This is a genomic window from Streptomyces sp. H39-S7 (genome assembly GCF_027158205.1).
Classification (GTDB): Bacteria; Actinomycetota; Actinomycetes; order Streptomycetales; family Streptomycetaceae; genus Actinacidiphila.
Map to the genome: position 1 here is coordinate 12,721 of NZ_JAPVLU010000065.1, position 23,701 is coordinate 36,421.

Consider the following 23,701-nt stretch of genomic DNA (forward strand, 5'->3'; position numbering starts at 1 on the left):
GTCACCATCGGACGGGCAGTTCGTGGACGCCGTAGACCGCCATGTCGGACTTGAAGCGGATGTCCTGCAGCGGCACGGCCGGCCGCAGGCCGGGAAGGCGTCGGGCGATGCCCTGGTAGGCCTCCTGCAGTTCCACCCGGGCCATCGACTGCCCGAGGCACTGGTGGGGCCCGTAGCCGAAGGCGAGGTGGTCGCGGGGATTCTGTGCGGTGTCGAGGGTGTCGGTGGCGCGGAAGCGCCCCGGGTCGCGGTTGGCGACGTCGATGGCGGCGATGACCCCCTCACCGGCCCGCACCAGCTGACGGCCGACGGTGACGTCCTCGACCGCGATCCGGCGGATTCCGCGCTGGACGATGGTCAGGTAGCGCAGCAGCTCCTCGGTGGTCCGCGCCGCCAGCGCCGGATCGTCGCCGCGGTGCAGGGCGGCGTAGCTGTCGGGGTGGCGCAGCAGGGCCAGGGTGCCCAGGGCGATCATGTTGGCGGTGGTGTCGTGCCCGGCGGTCAGCAGCAGCAGGGCCATCGCGGCGATCAGGTCCTCGCTCATCGCTCCGGTCCGCAGGTGCCGGACGGCCAGGCGGCTGATGAAGTCGTCGCCCGGGTCCTTCTCGCGCTGTCGCACCAGGGATTGCAGGTACTCCTGCAGCTCCGCGCGGGCCGCGGTGGCCTGCGCGGTGGTGACGTGCATGGAGTTGGCGGTGTGGGTGCGGGAGCGGAAGAAGTCGCGGTCCGCGAACGGCACGCCCAGCAGGACGCAGACCATCGACAGGGCGACGGGCAGCGCGACATGCGCGACAAGGTCGGCGGGCTGCTCGCCGTCGGTGAGCGCGTCCAGGGCGTCGTCCACGGCGGCACGGGCGGTGGGACGCCACTCCTCGGCGCGCCGGACGGTGAACTCCCTTTGCACCAGGCGCCGGTAGGTGTCGTGCGCGGGGTTGTCCATGACGAGCAGGGTGGGGGTCACGGCGGCCTCGGCGGCGGCCGCGGCGCTGGACAGCGGGTAGCCGGGGCGGCTCTTGTCCGCGCTGAAGCGAGGGTCGGACAGGACGGTGCGCACGTCGTCGTAGCGGGTGAACAGCCAGGGCTCGGTGCCGTTCCAGATGGACACCCGGGGCACGGCGTCCTCGCCCTGCACCCGGGTTGTCTCCTGCGGCGGCGCGAAGGGGCAGCCGCGCGCGGCGGGGAACAACGCGGGCGCGGGTGCGGGGATCGCGGGTGCGGGTGGTGGCGTCGTCGGGGTGCGGTTCACGGTCGCTCCTTCGCAGCGGCGGAGTCCGGGCGGGCGGCGGGGTCGAGCTGCGTCCAGCAGCGGTCGATGTAGCCGTCGTCCAGCGGCGGCAGGGTGATGCCCAGGCGCTGCAGGGCAGCGAGCGTGGCCTCATTGGCGTACTGGTCGGTCGTCGGCCGGGGATTCTCGGCGGTCTCCCGCAGGTGCTCGCGGAAGACCAGCGCCGGGTGGGGCGTGCCGGAGAGCGGATCGGTGCCGAGTCGGTCCACCCAGGTCCGCAGGTCCACCGGGACGGTCCGGGTGCCGTTCCGGCGGTCGTAGCCGGCCAGGAAGTCCCCGAGATCAGCGTCCTGAGGATGCGTCAGGTGGTGCACGGTGCCCGCGGGCAGCGGTGTGTCCGCCAGGGCCACCAGGGCCCGGGCCATCACGTCGACGGGCACGATGGGAAAGGCCAGCCGCGGGTGGACCGGATAGCAGCCCAGCGCGGCCGAAGTCTGCAGGACGCGGGAGAACATGTCGCCGAGGTGGGCGGCGGCGCCGTCGGTACTGCCGCCGGCCCGGCCGATGCGGTGCACCCGAATCGGTGCCCCGCGCTCGGCGGCCTGGGCGACGAGCAGTTCCGCCGCCCACTTGGTCGCGGCGTACCCCCGCCCGAAGGAATGCCGCTCCCCCGCCAGCGGGGTCCGCTCGTCGATGCGGCGCGGGCGGGCGCCGGGGGCGAAGACGGACAGCGTCGAGATGTGGTGGAAGGCGCGGACCCGGGCCGCGGCGGCCAGGCGCAGCAGCTCCTGTGTGCCCTGCACGTACGCGCCGGCCAACGGCCGGTCCCCGGTCAGGTGGTGGACGCCGGCCCCGGCGTGGAACACCTCCCCCGTCCCGCGTTCCACCGCGCTGCGGGTGGCAGCGTCCAGGCCCAGGCCGGGACGGGCCAGATCGCCGGGGAGGACCGTGATGCGGGGGTCGGCCGCGTCCAGGCGCAGCCCGTAGCCGCGCAGCGCCTCCTCCAGTCGCCGGCGGGCCTGGGCGGGGGTGTCCGCGCGGATCAGGCAGACCACCTGACGCCTGCCGGAGCGCAGCAGGGCGTCCAGCAGGTGCGCCCCGATGAACCCGGTGGCGCCGGTGAGCAGCACCTGGTCGATGCCCGAGGTCGCGGGCCGGGGCGGATGGAAGGTGATCTCCGGGTCGAGGCGGATGTCGGCCGGGACGAGCGCGGTGGCTTCCTCGGCCGGGCCTCCGGCCAGGAGTCGTTCGAGGTGGCGGGCGACGGCTCGGACGGTGGGGGCGGCGAGGAAGTCCCGCAGTTCCAGCCGGATCCGCCACTGGTTCTCGATGCGGCCGAGCAGTTGGACGACCTTCAGCGAGTGGCCGCCCGCGGCGAAGAAGTCCTGCTCCGTCGAGCCGGCCGGCCCGCCCAGCACCTGCTCCCACAGGGTCTGCACCGCGCGCTCCAGCGCGGTGGCCGGCAAGCTGGTGGGGCCGGCCGGGGCCAGGGCGGGGGGTGGGAGCAGGGCGGCGAGGGCGGTGCGGTCGGTCTTGCCGTGACTGGTGGTCGGCAGGTGGGCGACGGTGTGGAAGGTGGCGGGGATCATGTGGGCGGGCAGGTGCCGGGCGAGGTGGTCGCGGGCGTCGCGGGCGTCGGCCGGTCCCACCAGGAAGGCGTGGATCTGCGCGTCCGGGCCCGTGCCGGTGACCACGGCCGCCGCCTCCCGGACCCCCGGGCACGCGGCGAGCACCGTTTCGATCTCGCCGAGTTCGATACGGAAACCGCGCAGCTTGATCTGGCCGTCGAGTCGGCCCAGGTAGTCGAGGTCACCGGAGGCCAGCCGGCGCACCCGGTCCCCAGTGCGGTAGGACCGCTCGGTGCCGCCCGGCAGCGGCCCGAACAGCAGCCGGGTCCGTTCGGGGTTGTTCCAGTAGCCCCGCCCCACACCCGCCCCCGCCAGATACAGCTCGCCGGGCACGCCGACGGCCGCCGGGCGGCCGTGGCGGTCGATGACCTGAGCGGGGGTGCCGGCCAGCGGCCTGCCGATGGGCACCCGGACCGCCGCGTCGTGGGCGCCGGCCCGGTACGTGGTGGCCAGGATCGCCGCCTCGGTCGGCCCGTACCCGTTGATGACGACGCGGTCGCGGGCGAAGTGCCGGGTGTCCTGCGGGTCGGCGGGCTCCCCCGCGACGATGAGCACCCGCACCCCGGCCAGGTCCGGCCGGTCCAGGGCGCGCAGCAGGGAGGGGACGGTCACCAGGACCGTGACGCCGTGCTCGCGCAGCAGGCGGTGCAGGGCGTGGGGGTCGGTACGGTCGCGGTCGGTGCAGTAGACGAGCGTTCCGCCGCTGACCAGCGGCATGAACTGCTCGTAGGCGGCCACGTCGAAGCCCGGGGAGGTCATCTGCAGCCAGACGTCCGCCGCGTCCAGCGGGTGCTCCGCCAGGCTCGCCAGCAAGGTGTTGACGACCGAACGGTGCTCCACCATGACGCCGCGCGGCTGTCCGGTGCTGCCGGATGTGTAGATCAGGTAGGCGAGGTCAGCGGGGCCGCCGAGGGCGGGCGGCGGCGGGGCGGACGTCGCGTCCACATCGGTCAGCCGCTCGATGTGCTCGATCCGCAGGGCCGGGGGAAGCAGGCCCTCGAGCGTCTCGGCGAGCTCCTTCGAGGTGATCAGGACCCGGGCCTGCGCGTCCTGGACGGTGAACGTCAGCCGGGCGGCGGGGTAACCGGGGTCCAGCGGGACATAGGCGGCGCCTGCTTTGAGGACACCGAGGATCGCGGCCATCAGGTGCGGGGAGCGGTCCAGGCAGATCGCCACCCGGTCGCCGGCGCGCACCCCGTCCGCTGCCAGACGGTGCGCGACGGTGTCGCTGAGCAGGTCCAGTTGACGGTAGGTCAGGGACATGTCGGGACCGATCGCGGCGACCTGGTCCGGTCGCAGGGCGGCCTGCCGGGCGAACAGGGCGTGCAAGGTGGAGTCGGCGACCGGCGCGGGCAGGACCGGCGGCTCGGTGGCGTCCCGCAGGTCCAGCCGGCGCAGCGGCACCGTCCCGTCGCCCGTGAGCAGAGTCAGGGCGGTGCGCAGTTGGGCGAGGAACTGCTCCATCATCGTGCGGTCGTACAGGTCGGTACTGAACTCGATCTCCAGTTCGGTGTCCCGCTCCCCCTCCACGAAGCCGAAGGTGAGCTCGAACTTGGACCCGCGGTCCCCGGCCGCTCGCAGGGCCTCGGTGCCGGCTCCCGCCAGCCGTAGGCCGTCCTCCCGGCGGCGCTGGTAGTTCACCATCACCGGAAAGGGCGCGGCGGCCCCCCGCGCGGGGGGCTGCCGCAGTTCCCGGGCGATCGCGGGGAACGGCACATCGTGGTGGCGGTAGGCGGCCGCGCACGCGTCCCGCACCGCGCCCAGCAGGCCGGCGACGGTCGCGTCGGGACCGGGGGCGACGCGTACGGCGAGGAGGTTGACGAAGTAGCCGATCAGGTGGTCGGTCCGCCCGTGCTCCCGGCCTGCGGCCAGTGCTCCCAGGCACAGGTCGTCCTGTTCGGTGTGCTGGGCGAGCAGGACGTGGACCGCGGCGGTGCACAGCATGAACCGGCTGACGCCGTGCCGGCGTGCGGCCCGCGCCACCTGGTCGGTCAGCGCCGTCCCCAGCGCGGTGCGCACCCGGTCCCCCCTGCCGCTCAGGGCGGCGGGGCGGATCCGGTCCGCGATCAGTTCGGCGATCGGTCCGTCGGCCAGGGCGCTGCGCCAGTGCGCGGCGGCCTCCGCCACGCGGCGCGGATCGGGCCGGGAGGCGGACCGTACGTGCTCGGCGTACGACAGACCCGCAGTCGGCGGCGCGGGCCCGTCCGCCCCGCCGCTGACGCGGGCCGCGTAGTGCGCGCTCAGCCCGTCGAGCAGGAGTTCCAGGGACCAGTCGTCGGCGATGACGTGGTGGAGGTCGAAATGGAGCAGATGGTGGTCGTCGTCCAGGGTGAGGACCAAGGTCCGCAGCAGGGACGGGGCGCCCAGCCCGGGGTCCTGTGCCGCCGACGCGGCGATCAGCCGGCGGGCCCGGGCCTCGCGGTCCGCCGCGGGTAACGTCGTCAGGTCGCGGTGGCACAGCGCGGCGGCCGGATCGCCGTCGAGACGCTGGAACCATCCTTCCGTGTCCTGGTGGACGGTGACGCGCAGCGCGTCCTGCCGTTGCGCCAGGTCCCCCAGGGCGCCGCGCAGGGCGGCGAGAACCAGCGGGCCCCGTACGCGATAGGTGCGCGCGATGTTGTAGCGGCCGCCGGGGGCCCGGGTCTGCTCGAACCAGATCCCCTCCTGGCCCGGCAGCAGCGGCAGCCGTTCCGCGCCACCGTTTTCCGACCGGAGGTCCGCCGCCGGCTCCCGCGCGGGAGCCACAGCGTCCGACGGGGCGTCGCCCGGCGGAACGTCGCTCGACGTGGCATCGCTCAGGGCGGCCAGCGCGCGCGGCGTGGGCGCCTCGAACAGGGCCGACGGCGGCAGGGCGACGTTCCAGTCGCGCTCGTCGTGGGCCCTGACCGCCATGGCGGTCAGCGAGTCCCCGCCGGGGGTGAAGACGGACGGCTCGGCTCCCCGCACCGGCCGGCCCAGCACGGTGTGCCAGATGGCGAGTACCCGCTCCTCGGTGCCGGTCGCCGCCGGCCGGTGCGGCAGGGCGGCGTCCGCGGCGGTCGACCGGGCGGCAGCGGCGAGCGCCGCCCGGTCGGTCTTGCCGCTCGGGGTCAGCGGGAGCATGGGGAGCACGGTGACCGCGGCGGGGACCAGGGGGTCGGGCAGCAGCGCGGCGAGGTGGGCCCGCAGTTGCGGGCCGGTCGTGTGGCGGCCGGGGGTCAGGGCCGCGAAGGCCGCCAGCCGGGTGCGCGGGCCGGTCCGGTCGGTGACGACCGCGGCGCGGGCCACGGCGTCGTGCGTCGCCAGGGCGCGTTCGGTCTCGGCGGGCTCCACCCGGAAGCCGCGGATCTTCACCTGGTCGTCGAGCCGGCCCAGATACGCGAGGTTGCCGTCGGGCAGCAGCCGGACGCGGTCCCCGGTCCGGAAGGCCCGCTGCCCCGGCCGTGCGGGGTCCGGGACGAAGCGTTCGGCCGTCCGTCCGGGGTCGCGGTGATACCCCCGGGCCACCCCGGGCCCGCCGACGCACAGTTCGCCCTCCTGACCCGGCGGGACCGGGCGCAGGTGCCGGTCCACCACCGTCGCCGTGACGCCCGCCAGGGGCCGGCCGATCGGGATCCCTTCCCCGGCGTCCCCGCACTCCGCGGGCGAGCGCATCGCGTGCCAGCAGGCGTAGACCGTGGTCTCGGTGGGGCCGTACCCGTTGACCGTCACACACCGGGGCAGCGCGGTCAGGACCCGGCGCACCGCGTCCCGGTCCGCCACGTCCCCGCCGGATACGAACAGCCGCAGGCTGCCCAGGTGGGGCAGGACGTGCTGGGCGGCCAGGGTGAACAGCGCCGCCGGCAGACGCAGGACGCTGACCTGGTGCCGTGCCACCTCTCGACCGATGTCGTGGACGCTGAGGTCGGCGGCGGGCAGCACCAGCGTCCCGCCGTTGAGCAGCGCGCCGAAGATCTCGAAGACCGACGGGTCGACGTGCAGCGGCGCCAGTTGCAGGAAGATCTGGCGGCCGGTGAGCGCGGGGAGGGCTCCGTTCAGGAGCGCCAGCACCGACCGGTGCTGCACCAGCACACCCTTGGGACGCCCGGTGCTGCCCGAGGTGTGGATGAGGTACGCCGGGTCGTCCGGCGCTCCCCCGCCCCCCTGCCCCGACGGGCCGTGCGGGTCGGCGAACGCCTCACCGATGGTGCGGACGTCGACGCCGGGCCCGGTCAGCGCCCGCAGCCGCGGGGTGTCGGGGGCCGCGGCGAACACGGTGCGCAGGCCGCTGTCGCGCACCAGGCGGCGCAGCCGCTCGTCGGGCTCGCGGGGGTCCAGCGGCACGTAGGCGGCGCCGGCGCCCAGGATGCCCAGTACGGTGGCGACCGTCCCCGGTGAGCGGGCCGCGCACACCCCCACGAGGTCCCCGCGGGTGACGTGCGGGGCCAGGCCGGCGGAGACCGCGGCCGCCCGCGCCGCGAGCCGGCCGTAGTCGATCGGGCCGGCAGCGCTGATGAGAGCGGTGCGGTGCGGGTGCCGGCGCACCCGCGCGGCGAATGCCGCGTGCACGGTGCGGGCGCCTTCGTCGCAGGACCGCGCGTCCGGTTCCGGGCCGCGGTGCGGATCCGTCGTCGGTGCGGTCACGGCTGCGGCCTGTTCAGCGCCTCGACCACGCTCGCGGTGTCGTACAGGTCCAGGTACTGGCAGATCCGGCCGTCCCGGATGCGGAAGACAGTCATCCACGGGGCGTCGTAGGTGGCGTCGTTGGCCAGGATCCGGGTGTGGCTGACGCCCAGGACGACGATCCGGTCCCCCGCGTCCAGGTACTCCTGCACCTCCAGGTCCCGCACCTCGAGCAGCCCGTGGACGATCTCGAAGAACCGGTCGAAGCCGGCGGCCCCCCGGTACACGCCGGCCCAGGGAAGGGACGCGGGGCCGTGGTAGATCCACTCGAAGTCGTCGGTCAGGTACTCCTTCCTGATCTCGTCCAACCGGCCCGCGGAGAACAGGTGGAAGAAGGTCTTGACCACGTCGACGTTCTGCTCACTCATGCGATCCCTCGATAAACGGTGGTAGGGCGGCAACGGACGGATGACGCAAACGTGTGGCGGTGCGCAGGCGTGTGGCGGTGCGCAGCCGCTGGCCCGCGCGGAAGAGCGCCGCCTGGACGAGCAGCCGGTACGGTCCGGTGCGCGCGAGCCGGCCCGCCTGCCGCATGACGTGGCGCAGTTCCTCGTCGGTGGCGGTCAGGGGCAGGAGGAAGACGTCGTAGACGATGAACACCCGGGCCCGGGTGATCCACCAGAGGATCGTCGCGGTGGACAGCGCGTCCCCCCGGGTGGGCAGGAAACGGCGCAGCAGCCGCGGCGGCAGGACTTCGATACGGCCCAGCAGCCCTTCGGCGAACCGCCTGCGGACGGTGGTGGACCGGGCCGGCAGCGCCGCGCTGCCCTCACGGACGATCTCGCCGGCCGCCGCGGCCCGCTCGCCCAGCCGCAGCGCGTCGACCTGGGCGACGGCGTGCACGGCGAAGTGGGCACCGAGCTGATGGGCGTGCGCGGTACGCAGCTCCGCGACGAGCTGGGGGGCGGCGGTGCGGGCGGCAGCGTCGACCGCGTCCGACACCAACGCGGCGCCGGTCGGGAAACACCCGTAGCTCAGGGCCTTGGACAACGTCATCAGATCGATCTCGGGCAGTCGGCCGTGGTGCGCGAAGCGGCGTCCGCACCGGTAGTACGAGGTGAGGATCTCGTCGACCCCGACGAGGAATCCGCGTGCGGAGCGTTCGGCGGCGACGAGGTCGAGCAGTTCCTGCGGCAGCGGGGCGAAGGTGTCGGAGCTGCCGTGGACCAGCTCGATCCAGACCAGGCCGACCGTGCCGGTGGCCACTTCGCGGCGCAGTTGGTCGGCGGCGTCGGCGGCGAACGGGTCGATGTAGTGGATGTCCTGGTACAGCGGCCCGAAGGGGGCCCGGGTGGGATCGGCGGCGGTGGCCAGCAGCGACACCAGGGTCTTGCCGCCGTAGTTGTGCTTGAACACGATCACGCGCCGGTGGTCGGGGCGGGCGAGGTGGGCCAAGGTCAGCGCGGTCTCCACCGCGGAGGCTCCACTGACGGCGGGGTAGGCGTGCGGCAGTCCCGTCTCCCCGGCCAGGACCGTCTGCAGCTCGCTCACGTAGTCGTGGGCGGCGTCATGGCGGTCGACGACCTCGGTCAGGGCGTCCGGCGGGTTGTGGCCGGCGATCCCCAGCCCCGCGCCGCACAGGCCGTCCACGAGTTGCAGGCGCCGGCCGGAGTCGAGTTCGACGGTCAGCCGCGACCCATGGGCCTCCACGACGTGCAGGGCCCCGTGCAAGGCGCGGTGCAGCGCCGCGGTGGCGGGGTTCACATGCCGCGCGTAGCGGTCCAGGACCCGCGGCCAGGCACGCTCCGGCTCCTGAGCGCCCGGCGGCCGCGGGCCGGCGCCGTCCCAGCGCGCGGCGAGCGCCGCCCGGACGCGGCGCATGGCGACGGTGTTGCCCCCGTAGGTGTTGGAGTGCACGAACGCCGAGGTCCCGGTCCAGGGCGCGAACACGTCATGCGAGCCGACGAGGGCGCCGAAGGGCACCTCACCGCCGGTCAGCGTCTCCCCCAGGACCACCAGGTCGGGGCGGAGTGCCGCCGCTTCGGGCGAGCGGTTCTGCCGCACGTCGAGGCCGGACAGGTCCAGGGCGACGCGGGCGCCGGCCGTGCGGCAGCGCGCGGCTGCTTCGCCGAGTTCGGCGGGCGGATACCGCTCGGCCTCCCGGACGAGGACACCGCAGAAGCGCCCGTCCTTCAGGGCCGTGGTCAGCGCGCCGAGCGTCGCGACGAACTCGACGGCCGGGACGAGAGCCCGCTCGGGCCCGGCACCCAGCGGATCGCAGCGCCGGCGCAAGGTGCCGGCCGGGTCCAGGACCAGGACCCGGCCGCCGTGCCGGGCGAAGGTGTCCAGGCCGCGGTGGCGCAGGAGTTTGACGGCGGCGTGCAGCGCCTCGTACCGGGAGTTCGCGAAGAAGGACCGGCGGTCCGGGGCCGGGTCGTCCCCGACGAGTTCACCGACCAGTTCGCTCAACTGGAATCCCACGTGCGCGCTGTCCTGGGTGACGAACCACGAGGGCATCGCGAAGATCGGCGTCCGGTTCCCGACCAGGTCGGTGAGGATGTCCAGGGTCGCGTCGCAGTCGTTTCGGAACAACCGCTCGGGTGCGGTGTGAACAGAGTGATCCATCGGGGACCTCGGCCTTCTCATGGCACGGCAGCAGGGGCGTACGACGGGGTGCGGGCGCGACGAATCCCGCCGCGGCGACCGGAACGGCTGCGGTGGAACGGCCGGCGCCCTGCCCGGCCCACCGCTGTACGCGAGGAGCCGGCCGGCCCGCGACCGGAGGAAGCGCGGGACCGCGGTGCGGGGGCGGACCCGCGGTTCAGTTCAGCGTCGCGCGCAGGGCGACGGCGAACGCTTCGATGTCGGCGTCGGTGTTGTAGTAGTGCGGTGACACCCGCACGGCGAACTCCACCTGCTGCGCGCGCATGTAGAGGGGGGTGTGGCTGCCCTGGGCGATCCACACGTTGATTCCCCGGGCCCGCAGCCCGGTGCGCACCTGCTCGGGTGTCACCCGGTCGTGGAGGAACGTGACGATCTGCGCGTGCCGGGTGCCCGGGTCGATCAGCCGGGTCCCGGGGATCTCCTCGATGGCGCCGCGCACCGCCTCCCGCAGCGCTCCGGACGCGCGGTCGTCGGTACGGGACGCGTGGTGGTGCAGGGCCGCGTTCAGCCCCAGCACCGCCGCGTTGTTCCGCTCGGCGAACTCGAAGCGGCGCGCGGTGTCGGTGCTGACCTCGAAGGCGTCGTCGGCGACCATGTCGGCCACCTGGAGGTCGAAGAACGGCAGTCGGACCGCCGAGCGCAGCCGGGGCGACACGGCGGCGAAGCCGGTACCGCGTACCCCCCGCAGGAACTTGCGGCCCGCTCCGGTGAGCAGGTCGCAGCCGATGGCCGCCACCGAGAGCGGGACCTGCCCCACGGACTGGCAGGCGTCGACGGCGTAGAAGCAGCGCCAGGGAGCGAGGATCTTGCCGATCTCCTCGACCGGGTTGATGACGCCGCACCCCGACGGGACGTGCGGCAGCGACACCAGCGCGACGCCGTCATGGATGTGGGCGGCCATCCAGTCCAGGTCGACGTTCCCGTCGGGCAGCAGGGGGACGACCTCGATCCGCAGCCCCAGGCGCCGGCGCATCCCGTGCAGCAGGATGAGATTGCCCGCGTACTCGTACGGGGTGACCCACACCGTGTCGGCGGCGGTGAGGGGCAGGTTCCCGATGACGGAGCAGTACGCGCGCGTCGCGCTGTCGAACAGCGCCAGATCGTCCTCCGGCGCGTCGAGGACCTGCGCGAGGATCCGGTACACCTCGCCCTCCAGTACGGGGGCGTACCGCTGTTCGGCCTCGTAGGAACCCCCGGCGGCCTCCTCCGCGACGTACCCGCACAGGGCCTCGACCACCGAGGAGGGCATCAGTCCCGCCCCGGCCGTGTTCAGGTGCACAGTCATCCTTCAACTCCCGGTCGGCGGAGTGGGCAGCGGGACGTTCTGCACTTCCGGCTCGGTCAGCCAGAGGTAGGAGTTGCGGCGGATCAGGACGATCAGGAGCATCGCCACCCCGACCGCCGCGCCCACCGCGAACCAGGGGCTGGACGCGCCGTGTCCGGTAGTCAGCAACAGGCTCAGTTGCGGGACCGCGATCAGGCCCACGTTGACGCCCGCGGAGTACAGGCCCATGTTGCGGCCCGTCGTCGAGGCGTCGGAGACCTCGCTGACGTAGTACAGCAGCGCGGGGAAGACGATCATCTCGGCGGCCGTCCACAGGGCCGTCGCCCCGATCAGCGCCGGGCCGGAGTCCGACATCCCCATCAGGGCGAAGCCCGATCCCGCCAGCGCGTACCCGATCAGCAGCGAACGGAAGTGGCTGACCTCACGCATCGCGGTGTTGAGGGGAACCTCGAACAGCACGATGGCCGTCGCGTTGACGAAGAAGATCGCCCCGGCCCACAGGCTGTTCAGCCCCCGCTCGTGGATCACATAGGCGCTCAGGAAGGTCGGCGGCAGCGCGTAGGCGAGGTGGATGGGAAGGGCGAGCACGAAGATGGACCAGAACCTGGTCTCCCCCCGCGTGCTCTCCGCCTTCCACCCCCCGTGGCCGGAGTGCCGTTCCCCCGCCCGGGCGCCGCCGGAGGTGCGGGCCATCAGGAAGCCCGCCGCGGCCAGCACCAGGACGGCGTTGATGAGGAACAGGCCGGCCGGCCACCAGGCGAAGAACAGTCCGCCCAGCGCCGGCCCGATGCCCATACCCAGGTTGATCGCGAGCCGGTTGCACGAGAAGGCCACCTTGCGGTCGCCGTCCCGCGCGTACCGCACCGTTTCCGCGTAGGCCGCCGGTGTGAACGCCTCGTAGAAGAAGCCCCACAGGAACGTCCCGGCGACCAGCAGCGCCGCCGAGTGGGCGAACGGCAGCGCCACCACCAGGACGGCGTTCCCGACCAGGCCGCCGATCATGACCGTGCGCGCCGGGGCGAGACGCAGCATGGCCCCGGCGCCGAGGTCGGCGATGAGCGCGCCGACCCCGTACGCCGCGACGATCGCGCCGATCTGCCGGCTGGAGTAGCCGTCCTGCTCGATGAGGTAGGCGGCCAGGAAGGGAAAGGCCATGGTGCCCGACCGGAAGAGCAGCGTCGTGACGAACAGGATGCGCAGTTCGGGTCCGAGGCCGCGGACGGTCCGCACGGTACCGGTAAGCATCAGAACTGGTACACCTCGTCCTTCAGTTCCACCAGCCGCCGGTAGTCCTTGGTGATGTCCTCGTCAGTGACACCCGTCATGAAGATCCGCAGCGGGCTGGTCAGCAGGTCGATGGTCCGCCGGACCTTCCCACCGGGCTTGACCTTCACCACGGCCAGGTACACGGTGTCCAGCGCGCCGATCTCCCGCACGGCGTCGTCGTTGATGGCGCGCACCGTGCCCTCCTGCACTGACGGCGCGTTGTAGACGATCGCGGGCTGCCGGCGTGAGTACACCCGGTCGCCGTACCGCTCCACGAACGCCTCGGGCCGCGCATAGGCCAGCGCGATGAGGTCCGCCTGGTTGTGGCCCAGGCAGATCTGGTGGAACTCCGGATTCATGTTCCCGTTGAGCCGCGCCCCGACCTCGACGAGCGCCGGGCCCTTCGAGGTCATCTTCACCTCGGTGTGCGTCGGCCCGTGCTGGATGTTCAACGCCGCCAGCACGGTGTCGACATACGCCACCAGTTCGGCCACCACGGCCTCGTCCTCGGAGACCAGGATGTCCTTGTCGTAGATGTTCTTCCCGTTCACCAGGTTCTTGTCGTACTGCCACACACCGACGGCGAAACGGTGGCCGTCGGCGCTGACGGTGTCGACGATGTACTCGTCCCCGTCGAGGTAGGACTGGATGAGGACTTCACGGTTGGGCAGGTCGAAGATGTCCCGTGACGCGAGCACCTGCTCCACCGCGCGGCGGACCTCGTCTGCGTCGGCGCAGACCGACACCCCGTCCGTCGAGGCGGAGCTGAGCGGCTTGACCACCACGGGGTAACTGCCCAGGGACTCCGCCCAGTCGACGGCCGAGCCGGCGTCCGCGGTCTTGAACTGCTCGGCACAGAGCAGGCCGGCCTTGCGCACCGCCTCGATCATCTCGTACTTGTCCCGGCGCGCCAGGGACAGGTCCGATCCGTTGGTCGCCAGCCCCAGCAGCTCGCTGAGGCGGTCTGCCAGCGGCACACCGGGCTCCTGGCCGGCTATGACCGCGATGACGTCCAGCTCCTTGAGCTGCCGCACCATGGACTGCTCGTCCTCGTAGACCAGGTCGCCGATGTAGTTCGACACATCGGGCAGCAGCATGGAGGTCATCCACTCCGGGGTACTGCGCACGTGGACGACACGCGCTCCCAGCCGGGTGAACGCCGCGGGAAGGAAGTTACCTGACGAGTAACCGTCGACGATCGCGACGACGGGTGATGTGGTGCTCATGCATGGCCTGCTTTCTGTACGCGGGGTTCTGTACGCGGGTTCCTGTACGCGGGGCGGGTGGCGCGGAACGTGAGGCGTCCGGGGGCGGTGCGGTGTCCGCAAAGGGTTCTGTCCCCGATCGCGTTCAGTACTCGCTGCCGAAGCGCACTCTTTCGGGTTCCGCGAGATCCGCCAGGGCGACCAGGACATTGGGCGGATACTCCGCGAGCCGGTGGATGAGATGCAGCCACCAGTTCGTGCCGTACACCGTCGCCACCCGGCAGGAAATGCCGCGGTCCTTGTAGGACTTGAGAAGTGCGGGCCGCACCCCGTGCAGCATCTCCATCTCCTCGACGCGCCCGAGCAGTCCACGGCTGTCCAGCAGGTCCAGGAGCACCGCGTCCTGGGTCGCCACCGCCACCGGATTGCCCGCGTCCAGGATGCGTTCGAGGATCCGCGCGTAGCGTTCATTGAGCTCCGGTCCCCGGGCCAGGGCGACGTCCGCGGGCTCGTTGTAGACCCCCTTGACCAGGCGGACCTTACGGCCCAGCGGCAGGACCGCGTCGAGGTCGCTCTCGGTGCGGTGCAGGTGCGCCTGGAGGGTCAGTGCCACGTTGTCGTGCTTTCCGGCCAGGCCCGCGAAGACCCGCAGGATGTCGTCGACGAACGACGACCGCTCCATGCTGATGAGGATGCCCATCCCCTGCGCGCCGGCCCCTCGCAGCAGCGCCTCGCAGTTTTCGGCCGCCGTCCGCGGCGAGATCAGCGACCCCACGTTGGACAGGTCGAAGCCGAGCTGCGTGGGGAGTTCCAGACCGGCCTTTTCATGCCGGGAGATCAGCTCGTGGTATTCACTGACGACCTCGTCGACCTCGGCGGAATTCCGCGCCTCTTCGCCGACGTATTCCACACCGGTGCGGTAGCCCTTGCCTTCCAGAACGGCGAGCCGCTCGAAAAGCGTGTTCTGGTCGGCCGCCACGATGTACCGGTCGGCGGCCGGGGCGAGAATCGAGGACAGGACGGGGTTGTCGACGAAACCCGACCGGCAGCGGCTGTCGGCGGCCAGACCCTTGAGGCCGTTCGCGGCCTGCCGCAGGAGTTCTGGGTCGAGGGCTGCGACGGCCTGTGCATCAACCGGAGTGGTCATCCCGGGGAATCCTCTCGATGATGGGTGTACGAGATCGTGCGGTGAGGTTCCCGGCTGTGGTGACAGCGGAACCGTGAAGCGGAATTACGTGCCCATGGCGCGGGCGAGAGCCGCTGCCTCGGCGAAGGTGCCGCCGCCGTCGACGTTCGACGGGTCGCCGCCGTCACGGCAGAACTGACGGTACTTGGAGGCGTAGCTGACGAGCGTTTCCTGATTCTTGCGGCCGGGGCTGCGGGTCAGGATGCCGGCCCACAGGCCGTCCCACCGAGAATAGGAGGGGTCGGTCAGAAGAACATGGTGCGCACGCTTCATGTTCCAGAACGGAACACCGGTGTTCAGATGGTGGACCAGGTGGTAATTGTCGTTGTGGCGCCCCAGCAGAAACCGCTCGATGGTCCAGCCGTGGCGGTTGCGGGTCATCAGGACCTGCTTGCTCTCGCTCTCCGGCAGGGGATAGTGCTCAGCCAGCTCCGAGAGCCAGCCGATGGCGATGGCGACCGTGAAGAGCGGCACGAACCAGAAGAACAGCAGGTACCAGAGCCAACCCATCCAGGCGCAGACCCCGACGATGGTCGCCCACTGCGCCAGCATCGCGACCCGCTCGGTCCGCAGCCGGATCGGCATCGAGACGGACACGTTCTCCGGCTTGAACAGGACGCGGTCCCGTACGACGTAGTTGACGTACTCCAGCGTCCGGAATCCAAGCACCGCCATGGCGATGTTCTTGAGGAAGAACCGCTTGTCGGACACGCGGTGGTCATAGATACCCACACCGACGTGGAAGTTGTAGTCCGGATCCTTCTCGGGATCCCCGAGGAACCGGTGATGGAACCCGATGTGTGAGTTCCGGTAGGGGTTGTACATGTGCAGGACCAGATAGCCGGAGAAAATCGTCCCGAGCGTGACGTTCCAACGGCCGTTCTTGGCGAGAACCTTGTGCGACGACTCGTGGAGCACGTTGACCAGCGCTCGCTGCGTGGAGCCGATCAGGAGGATCGAGATGGGGTAGAAGAAGTACGAAACGCCCACCGACAGATACACCGAGACGGCGATGACTAAGTAGTCGAAGAGAAGGGCCAGCGGTGCGTGATAGTTGTCGACCTTGCAAAGCTCTCTGAGCTTTTTTCGTACACCCGGGTCGAGCTTCGCGAAGTCAAGATTTGAGTCGTCCCCGCTTGCGGAACGGCGGTCGTTCTGTATTGCTAACGACACAGTTTCTCCATTTTTTCGCAGAAAAAGCCACGCTCCGCACAATCCTGCACGGCTCGAAGTGGCCATTGTTGCGTCCCGTCGTGCCGTGCCTTCCCGTCGTCTTTTCGGGCGACCTTACTTCCCGCTATTTTTCGGCTGCCCAACCCATCTGGCTTCATTCGGCCCCTAGCGGCGACAATTGGGGGTTGGCGAGAAACCGTCAAGAAAAATGCGACACGACGGCAGATACGGAACGTTCGAGGCTCGCCGCCGGACGCCCAATGGCCGGAACGGCCCCCTTGCGGGAGACCGGTCGCGCCTGAACTCCCCTGTCTCCGCAAGGCTGGAGCGGTCGAGGGCCGGAGAGTCTCTGACGCCCCGACAGACTCCTTGCAGGGCAATGGCGTTGGCGACGCGCGTCCGGAATTCGACGGTCCGGATGGCGGTCGACGGCTGCGGCCAACTTCCGTCCAGGCAAAGCGCCCTGCTGGGCGCTTACCGCCGGAGGCGACCAACGCGCCCGGCGGTATCGTGACATGACCCTCCGCGCCCAGGTCACACGGCCCCTCGGCGCCGACCCGCATGTCACGGGGAGCAGCACGAAGTGCGACAATCCTCGGGAAAGCTCGCAACAGTGCCTTTGTCGAGCTCTCCAGTGATATCAACCGATATAGGAAACGGTGTTGCAGTGGGTCTGGGAACGGTTGCCATCACGGGCGCGGCGGGCGCCATCGGGTCCGTCGTACGCGAAGGGCTGCAGGGGCAGGCCGAGCACCTCGTTCTGCTGGACCGCGTCCGGATCGAGTCGTCATCCGCCACCGAGACGGCGGTCCAGCTCGATCTGCTCGATCCCACCGCGGTGGAGCGGGCTCTGGACGGTGTGGACGTCGTCCTGCATCTCGGCGGCCTTCCCGACGAGGCGCCACTGCCGGACCTGCTGGCGGCCAACGTGCTGGGCACCCATCACGTGTTGGAGGGCTGCCGGAGACAAGGCATCCAGCGGGTGGTGCTGGCCGGCAGCAACCGGCTCACCGGGTTCCACCCGAACTCACACCTGATCGGTACCGACGCTCCCGTGCGCCCGGACGGCCTCTACGGCGTGAGCAAGGTCGCCGTCGAGGCACTCGGCCAGTTGTACGCGGACAAGTTCGACCTCTCGGTGCTCTGTCTGCGCATCGGCTCCTTCGAGGAAGCACCGACCGAACGCCGGCACCTGGCCACCTGGCTCAGCCACCGGGACGCGATCGGATACGTCCGAGCGGCCCTCGACGCTCCCCGCTCCCCCGGCTTCACCGCGGTCTACGCCGTCTCCGCCAACACCCGCCGCTTCTGGAAACTGCCGGACCTCGACACCCTCGCCTACACACCGCTCGACGACGCCGAGACGTACGCGGCCCGGATCCCCGGCAGCGACACGCCGCTGGACCCCCACGACCCACAAGGCGGCCCCTACACCGAGCCGGCATTCACGCTCAAGCACATCGAATACTGACCGGCACGGTCTGGCGCCCGACGCGGGCAGCTGGCCCGCAGCGGCGTAGCAGAATGCGGGGGCTACGAGGCTGCGGCCGACTCGAACGCCCCCGGCAGGCGACACGCTCTGGACCATCTGGAGTAACGGCATTACCCGTACGGAGTAACCACGGCCGCCGTCGCCGTGCCGCCGACCGGCGCGAGCGTCCCGGGCGGGATCCTGCCGGTCCGCGCAGCGGGATCACTCTGCCCCACGGGGAGCGACATGCAGATGAACCACAAGCCGGTCGACGCCCGAACCCAGGAGGTCCGCATCGCCACGGCGATGACGGGCGGCGTGAGCCTCGCGATCTGGATGGGCGGTGTGGCCCGTGAGTTGAACCTCCTGCAGCAGGCGGCCTGGCTGCGCCATCAGGAACGGCCCACCGCACCACCCACGACCACCACGGGCCCGGACGCGGCGGTCCGTGATCTCTACGTCCGTCTCCTCGACCTGCTGGACATCACCGTCAGCATCGACATGATCTCCGGCACCAGCGCCGGCGGCATCAACGGCGCGCTGCTCGGCCTGGCCCGGGTCCGGTCACTGGACCTCGGGAGCCTGCGGGACTTCTGGCTGACGTCGGGCGCGTTCGAGAAACTTCTGCGGGATCCGAAGGAGAAGAACCCACCCTCACTGATGTACGGGAACGGGGTGTTGCTCAAGGACCTGCGGAAGGGCCTCGCCGGCCTGCGGAAGTCCGACACCGGATACCAGCACCCCACCAAGGACCCGCAGGCGGGCCCGCCGACCCGGCTGTTCATCACCACCACGCTGCTCACGGGCGAGACCAGCCGTTTCACCGACGCCTTCGGGACGCAGGTCCAGGATGTCGACCACCACGGCCTGATCGAGTTCAACGAAACGGACCTGACCGGCGCCGACGCCTTGGACCTGGTGGCCCTGGCAGCCCGCTGCAGTGCCTCGTACCCGGCCGCCTTCGAGCCCGCCTTCGTCCCCTTCGACACGGAGATCCCGGCCTCCGAGAGGGACCGGATTCCGCGGCACCCCGCGATGCGGTGTCACGCCAACATCACCCGCAACCACTGGGTGGCCGACGGCGGGCTGCTGGCCAACCGTCCGATCGCACCGCTGCTCCAGTCCATTTTCGACCGCCCGGCTCATCGCCAGGTCAGACGGGTCCTGCTCTACGTCGTCCCGTCTCCCGGAGAGATGCCGGACCCTCGGGCGGCACCGCCCAAGGGAGAGCTCCCCGACGCCCCATGGACCCTCGCGGAGGCCCTGGTCAAAGATCTCGGCAGCATGCTGGGCCAGAGCATCGGCGCGGACCTCAAGTCGCTGCAGCACCACAACGACCGGGTCGACTCGCTGCGCAACACCCGCCTGCGCATGGCGGAGATCGGAGTCCGGGCGCCGGGCGGCGAGTACCGTCTGCTCGGCGAGGCCGATCAGGGTCCGATGCTGGTCGACTACCGGGCCCGCGAGGCCACGTGGCTGGTGAGCCCGGTCATCTCGGCACTCATGAAAGCCCTGACGACCATGGCACCGGATCAGATGCCACAGTGCTGGCAGCGGTCCCTGAGGACCGGAGGCAACGCGGAACGGGACTGCCGTCAGGACGCCGCGAAGAGCGTGTCCGAGCAGTGGGGCAAGCCGCAATGGGGTGTCGCGGCAGGACTGGCCGCCTTCGGACGGTCGGCCTTCGATGGCGCAAGGGCTACTGTCATCGGGATGCTGCAAGCGGCCTACGTCGCCGAGGAGAGAACCGACGCGCTGTGGGAGGCCCTGTCCAGGCTGAGCTCCGCCGTGCATGAGGAGTTCGTCCCTCACAGCCGGCCGGACGTCGATGTTCTCATCGAGAACATGCTGCGTGACCTGCCGCAGACCGAAGGCGCCCAGCCCAGTTTGTGCGCATTCGCCGCGGCCGCGGCGACGGAGTACGCGACGCGACTGGTCTCCACGACCGCAAAGCTCACCGAGGGTTGGCTCGCGCTGGCCTCGGTGGTAGCGGAACTCAAGGAGATCTGCCTGAATGCCGACGCGAACGCGCCCGTCCCGCAGTCTCCCTTCCTGCAGCGGCCGTCCGCCACGCAGCGCAGACTGCGCGCCGCCAGGGAGCTCGGCGTATACCTCACCTACCTCGCAGAGGACACCTCAGCAATCGAGTTCCGGCTGTTCGAGCTGCACATCGCCACCCGATCGGTACTTCCCGTCGGGGTCGATGTGGAACAGCCGGTCGAACTCGTTCAAGTGAGCGCGGACACCCGCAACACTCTTGCGCCGGAACGGTCCACGGCTGCGCGGAAACTCACCGGCATGCAGTTGCACCACTTCGGGGCGTTCTACAAGTCCTCATGGCGGGCGAACGACTGGACCTGGGGCCGGATGGACGGCGCGGGCTGGCTCGTCCATCTCCTCCTCGATCCCCGCCGTATCGAAACGATCACCGAGAACGTGGCGCAGGGCGGACGAGCGCAGTGGTTCTACGACCAACTGCGCGCCGGTGTGCTGGGCGACAGTTGGTGCGAGCCGGACGACTGGTCCATCGAGCTCGACGGGGACGACCTGATGACGATCGACGGGGCCCGGGTCAAGGACGAGCTGCACTACCTGGACGACCCGGCACTGCAGATCCCGTCAAGCCTGCCCCTGACGTCCCTGTGGCTGGCCAGAAGGTGGCAGGAGTGGATCGCGGCGCAGGAACTTCCCACCGTTGCCCTCCAGATGCTCAGTACGCCCGCGACGCGGTACGACCCTTGGGCCGTCAAGACCCTCGTGAAGGCCGGAAATCCGGACATGGCGGTCGCGGCCGCGCAGATCGCCACTGTCGCGTTCAAGAGCGGCGGAAGGCACCGGAAGCAGCGGGAACCGATCGCGCGGCTCATCTCGGGGCCGCCCGCGACGGTGACGGACCTGACCGCGGCGCAGGGGATCGCCGAACAGCTCGCGACGTGCCCGGTCCCCGACGAATCGCTGGCGAAGGAGGTGGGCGAGCCCCTCTTCACCCGCACCGTCACGAAGGCCCTCGCCACGACCACCGCCTGCGTCACCGCGGTCAGGGAACCCCCACTGTCGGTCGCGTCGTTCTTCACCTCCGCGCGCACCGTCACCCTGGTCGGCTACCGCACGGCGGTGGCCACCGGCGGGTGGCCGCGCAGGGGAGCCTTCTGGGGCAGCGTCCTCATCGTCCTCGGGATCGTGGCCCTCACTCTCGACTTCACCCTGGTGCGGCTCACCGGCGTGGGCGCCATCGTCGCCGGAGTACTCCTGCTCTCGCTCGCCGCGTGGGGCTGGCGCCGATGGATCATCCCCGCGCTGTCGGGTCTGGTGGTCCTCGCGGTCGTGAGCGCGGTGACGTTCGGTCGGGGCCCCGCGTTCGGCACGGCGAAGTGCGACCAGGAGTGTGACAGCGTGGGCTGGGTCGGCCGGGTGATCCTGCCATGGTTGAGCAAGGACTGGTGGCAGCCCCTGGTGGGCTTCGCCGCGCTGGCATTGGTGGCAGGCGTGCTCAGCGGAGCCATCGCCTTCGGGGCGCGAGCGGGCGACCGTTGGTGGCGACGCGGTCACGACGACGGGCGCCTGTCGCAGTAGCCCGGAACGGCCAGGACGGCGCCCGGGGCCGGATCGCCCGCGTGATCGTCAAATCCGTCCGGGGCGGGGGCTTTCGCGACCCGGAGCAGATCCGGCTGTGGGCGCGCGACGTCGCGCGCGAACCGGTCAAGGAGTCCGCGACACCGTGAAGGGGTCGCTGCGGTGGCGGCAGCGGCGGAGCAATCCGCTCTGCCGCCCATCGGGCGTGATCGAACGTTGGGTGAACCCGTCTGTGCGGCGTCCGCGATCGTCATGATGCGCGGACTGATCCGCCGAAGCCGACCGGCGGCGCCTGACGGAATGGGACCAGGCCTGGGCGTTGATCGCTCCTGAGTGGCGCCGGCGTCCGGCGTGACCACCGACCGCACCTCGAATCCAGGAACCGTGGATCCAAGGACCGCGAATCCAAGGACCGAGAACGTCGGCGCGACTCATGATCCGCCGAACGGGCCCTCCACATAGGGACGTTCGGCCCGCTCGTCGGGACTGCGGGCCCCTGCGGTCCCAGTCCCCGCAACGGCACATTGGGACCGGACGCAGTTGCCGCGTCCCTCCTCCAGATCCCGGAAGGGATAGCCACCATGGCAGTCCACGAGCACCCCCAGCAGCGCACCGGATTCCGCCTGCCGTCACGGCACAGGGCCGGTGCCGCAGCGGTGTCCGACACGTCGCAGGTCCAGACGGTCACGACGACCGGCGCTCGGGTCTTCGCCGGTGTTCGCGTCCTGACCGGGTTCGTCTTCCTGTGGGCCTTCCTCGACAAGGCGTTCGGCTGGGGATACGCGACCTCGTCCGGCAAGGGCTGGTTCGACGGTGGCTCGCCCACCAAGGGCTTCCTCAACGGGGTCTCCGCCGGTCCGATGCAGTCGACGTTCCACTCCTGGGCCGGTGCCGGCTGGGCGAACTGGCTGTTCATGCTGGGTCTGCTGAGCATCGGCGTGGCCCTGATGGCCGGAGTCGCGCTGCGGTTCGCCGCGGTGGCGGGCACGGCCATGATGGCGTTGATGTGGATGGCGGAGTGGCCGCCGGCCCGGCATGGCGCCGATGGCTCCCTGAGCATGTCCAGCAACCCGCTGGTCGACTACCACGTGCTGTACGCAGTGGTCATGATCGCACTCGCCGTCGCCTCCGCCGGCACCGTCTGGGGCCTCGGAAGGATCTGGGCCCGCCTCCCGATCGTCCGCGACCACCGCTGGCTGCTCTGACACGAGCCCAGGCGGCTCCCGGCCCCGCCGGCCGGCCGTGTCGTAGGACGCGGCCGGCCGGCGGCCCTTCCCGATCGCACTCAGGAGGCACCGCCATGGCCGTACGAGAGACTGCCGACCGCAACGCTGCACAGCCGCCCTTCCGATCGGGACGCAACCCGGCGACGGTGCTGGCCGCCACGCTCGGGCCGAGTCTGCGGTCGGTGCGGGCCGTGGTCTTCGACACGGACGGAGTCATCACCGACTCGGCTCGCGTGCACGCCGCCGCTTGGCGGGCCGCCTTCGACGCCTGTCTGCGGGCCGCAGGGCACGATCGCCCGTTCGACCCGGGGGAGGATTACCGGCGCTTCGTCGACGGCAGGAACCGTCTGGACGGCGCGGCTGCCTTCCTCGCCTCCCGCGACCTGCGGCTTCCGGCCGGCGACCCGGACGACCCGCCCGGAACAGGCACGGTGCAGGCAGTCGCCGCCCGCAAGGAGGAGCTGTTCACGCGGCAGCTGCGCGCGGGTGGCATCGCCGCCTGGCCGGGCACCGTACGGGTGCTGCACGCGCTGCGCGCCGCCGGCGTGCCGTGTGCCGCCGTCTCCGCCTCCCGTCACGCGCCCGAACTCCTCGAGGGCGCGGGCGTAAAGGATCTGTTCCGGACCGTGGTCGACGGCAAGGAAGCGGCCAGGTTGAACCTGGCCGGAAAGCCCGACCCTGCACTTTTCCTGGAAGCCGCCCGGCGGCTGGGCGTGCCCGCGCCGGAAGCGGCCGTGATCGAGGATGCCCTGGCGGGCGTGGAGGCCGGCCGCCGTGGCGGCTTCGGCCTGGTCGTCGGCGTGGACCGCACCGCGGGGCCGACAAGCGCCGACGACCTGCGCGAGCACGGAGCGAGCATCGTGGTCCGCGACCTGGCCGAGCTGCTGACCGGCCGGGCGAACCGACGATGACCGACTGGACGTGGAGCTACGAGGGCTACGACCCGGCGCAGGAGCGGCTGCGTGAATCGTTGTGCACCCTCGGCAACGGGTACTTCGCCACCCGCGGCGCCGCACCCGAAGCGGCAGCGGGCCCCGTGCACTATCCGGGTACCTACGCGGCGGGCTGCTACAACCGGCTGACCTCGTCCGTGGGCGGACGGGCGGTCGAGAACGAGGACATCGTCAATCTGCCGAACTGGCTGCCGCTGCGCTTTCGCGCCCGCGATGCGGACATCGGAGGCGGCGCAGAGCCCGGCCCTTGGTTCTCCCCGGACAA

Annotated in this window: 13 protein-coding genes and 1 pseudogene; 5 read left to right on the forward strand and 9 right to left on the reverse strand. The window is 71.2% G+C overall.

Features of this window, described 5'->3' with window-relative positions; translation table 11 throughout:
- Nucleotide 1: 1 nt before the first annotated feature.
- The 9 genes from O3X23_RS38550 to O3X23_RS38590 all read right to left on the reverse strand — a co-directional run bounded on the left by O3X23_RS38550 (nt 2) and on the right by O3X23_RS38590 (nt 16,213).
- Nucleotides 2–1,246 (reverse strand): cytochrome P450, encoded by a 1,245-nt coding sequence (locus O3X23_RS38550; RefSeq protein ID WP_269278246.1) that lies wholly within the window; start codon nt 1,244–1,246, stop codon nt 2–4.
- Nucleotides 1,243–7,455, reverse strand: a complete 6,213-nt coding sequence (locus O3X23_RS38555; RefSeq protein WP_269278249.1) for a non-ribosomal peptide synthetase — start codon at nt 7,453–7,455, stop codon at nt 1,243–1,245. The genes O3X23_RS38550 and O3X23_RS38555 overlap by 4 nt, the downstream gene beginning before the upstream one ends.
- A complete protein-coding gene (locus O3X23_RS38560; RefSeq protein ID WP_269278251.1) occupies nt 7,452–7,862 on the reverse strand; it encodes a nuclear transport factor 2 family protein in 411 nt (136 codons plus the stop codon). Before O3X23_RS38560 ends, O3X23_RS38555 begins: the two co-directional genes overlap by 4 nt.
- Nucleotides 7,855–10,059 carry an aminotransferase class III-fold pyridoxal phosphate-dependent enzyme gene (locus tag O3X23_RS38565; protein WP_269278253.1) on the reverse strand — a complete coding sequence of 735 codons (2,205 nt, stop codon included), beginning with the start codon at nt 10,057–10,059 and terminating at the stop codon, nt 7,855–7,857. Before O3X23_RS38565 ends, O3X23_RS38560 begins: the two co-directional genes overlap by 8 nt.
- A gap of 196 nt (nt 10,060–10,255) precedes the next feature.
- Nucleotides 10,256–11,383: an aminotransferase class V-fold PLP-dependent enzyme gene (locus tag O3X23_RS38570; RefSeq protein WP_269278255.1), complete on the reverse strand. Its 1,128-nt coding sequence runs from the start codon at nt 11,381–11,383 to the stop codon at nt 10,256–10,258.
- A gap of 3 nt (nt 11,384–11,386) precedes the next feature.
- A complete protein-coding gene (locus O3X23_RS38575; protein ID WP_269278257.1) occupies nt 11,387–12,628 on the reverse strand; it encodes an MFS transporter in 1,242 nt (413 codons plus the stop codon).
- Complete coding sequence (locus tag O3X23_RS38580) at nt 12,628–13,875, reverse strand: ATP-grasp domain-containing protein (RefSeq protein WP_269278260.1); 1,248 nt, start codon at nt 13,873–13,875, stop codon at nt 12,628–12,630. The genes O3X23_RS38575 and O3X23_RS38580 overlap by 1 nt, the downstream gene beginning before the upstream one ends.
- 124 nt (nt 13,876–13,999) lie before the next feature.
- Entirely contained in the window at nt 14,000–15,001 is a 1,002-nt protein-coding gene (locus tag O3X23_RS38585; protein ID WP_269278262.1) for a proline dehydrogenase family protein, read from the reverse strand.
- Between the two features lie 84 nt (nt 15,002–15,085).
- A complete protein-coding gene (locus O3X23_RS38590; RefSeq protein WP_269278264.1) occupies nt 15,086–16,213 on the reverse strand; it encodes a fatty acid desaturase family protein in 1,128 nt (375 codons plus the stop codon).
- A 667-nt stretch (nt 16,214–16,880) separates the two neighbouring features.
- On the opposite strand from O3X23_RS38590, the gene O3X23_RS38595 reads away from it, so the two are divergent.
- The 5 genes and pseudogenes from O3X23_RS38595 to O3X23_RS38615 all read left to right on the forward strand — a co-directional run.
- Nucleotides 16,881–17,684, forward strand: a complete 804-nt coding sequence (locus O3X23_RS38595) for an NAD-dependent epimerase/dehydratase family protein (protein ID WP_269278266.1) — start codon at nt 16,881–16,883, stop codon at nt 17,682–17,684.
- 246 nt (nt 17,685–17,930) lie between these two features.
- Nucleotides 17,931–21,257, forward strand: a complete 3,327-nt coding sequence (locus O3X23_RS38600) for a patatin-like protein (RefSeq protein WP_269278268.1) — start codon at nt 17,931–17,933, stop codon at nt 21,255–21,257.
- A 581-nt stretch (nt 21,258–21,838) separates the two neighbouring features.
- Nucleotides 21,839–22,462, forward strand: coding sequence for a hypothetical protein (locus O3X23_RS38605; protein ID WP_269278270.1), 624 nt, complete (start codon nt 21,839–21,841; stop codon nt 22,460–22,462).
- Nucleotides 22,463–22,557: 95 nt separating this feature from the next.
- Nucleotides 22,558–23,394, forward strand: coding sequence for an HAD family hydrolase (locus tag O3X23_RS38610; RefSeq protein ID WP_269278272.1), 837 nt, complete (start codon nt 22,558–22,560; stop codon nt 23,392–23,394).
- A pseudogene (locus tag O3X23_RS38615) lies at nt 23,391–23,701 on the forward strand (glycoside hydrolase family 65 protein); the annotation flags it as partial. The gene O3X23_RS38610 and the pseudogene O3X23_RS38615, both read left to right, overlap by 4 nt.

What these genes read in the sequence shown, in the direction of transcription:
- O3X23_RS38605 (WP_269278270.1), top strand. Translation starts at nt 21,839, where the DNA reads ATGGCAGTCCACGAGCACCCCCAGCAGCGCACCGGATTCCGCCTGCCG.
- O3X23_RS38565 (WP_269278253.1), bottom strand. Translation starts at nt 10,059, where the DNA reads ATGGATCACTCTGTTCACACCGCACCCGAGCGGTTGTTCCGAAACGAC.
- O3X23_RS38610 (WP_269278272.1), top strand. Translation starts at nt 22,558, where the DNA reads ATGGCCGTACGAGAGACTGCCGACCGCAACGCTGCACAGCCGCCCTTC.
- O3X23_RS38580 (WP_269278260.1), bottom strand. Translation starts at nt 13,875, where the DNA reads ATGAGCACCACATCACCCGTCGTCGCGATCGTCGACGGTTACTCGTCA.
- O3X23_RS38570 (WP_269278255.1), bottom strand. Translation starts at nt 11,383, where the DNA reads ATGACTGTGCACCTGAACACGGCCGGGGCGGGACTGATGCCCTCCTCG.
- O3X23_RS38575 (WP_269278257.1), bottom strand. Translation starts at nt 12,628, where the DNA reads ATGCTTACCGGTACCGTGCGGACCGTCCGCGGCCTCGGACCCGAACTG.
- O3X23_RS38600 (WP_269278268.1), top strand. Translation starts at nt 17,931, where the DNA reads ATGCAGATGAACCACAAGCCGGTCGACGCCCGAACCCAGGAGGTCCGC.
- O3X23_RS38585 (WP_269278262.1), bottom strand. Translation starts at nt 15,001, where the DNA reads ATGACCACTCCGGTTGATGCACAGGCCGTCGCAGCCCTCGACCCAGAA.
- O3X23_RS38560 (WP_269278251.1), bottom strand. Translation starts at nt 7,862, where the DNA reads ATGAGTGAGCAGAACGTCGACGTGGTCAAGACCTTCTTCCACCTGTTC.